This is a genomic window from Citrobacter sp. VF227 (assembly GCF_052950715.1).
Genome location: NZ_JBRFVF010000570.1, coordinates 1 through 440, shown reverse-complemented (window position 1 = coordinate 440; position 440 = coordinate 1). Strand labels below are relative to the sequence as shown.

1 protein-coding gene is annotated in these 440 nt (G+C 54.1%); it reads right to left on the bottom strand.

Translation table 11 applies throughout. The features are described 5' to 3' along the window. On the bottom strand, positions 1-440 hold a 440-nt coding region (locus ACU8YC_RS27915; protein WP_446896385.1), incomplete at both ends, for an ABC transporter permease.

Genomic DNA, 440 nt, shown 5'->3' with positions numbered 1-440 from the left:
CACCTGAGCGGCGTTAAACTGGTTGCGGGTAATAGTCGAAATCAACAGGCCCATGCCGAGCGTACTCAGCCGAAACAGGCTGGTAATGAAACACAGGACTAGCAGCGAGCCGCGATAGGGCACGCCGAGACTAAATACCGACACCAGCATACACAGCAGCATCGCCAGCATGCCGAGAAAATAATAGGGGATCAGCTTACACAGCAGCAGCTCTACGCGGGTGACTTCGGTAGAAAGCAGCGCCTCCATGGTTCCGCGTTCCCATTCGCTCGCCACTACTAATGAGGTGAGGATCGCGCCAATGACCGTCATTATAATTGTTACCGCTCCGGTAATAATAAAATGCTGGCTGATGGCTGCCGGGTTAAACCAGTAGCGGGTCTTCACGTCGATCAAGGGCTTGAATGATTCTCCACGATCTGCCGCCCGCTGTTGTTGCC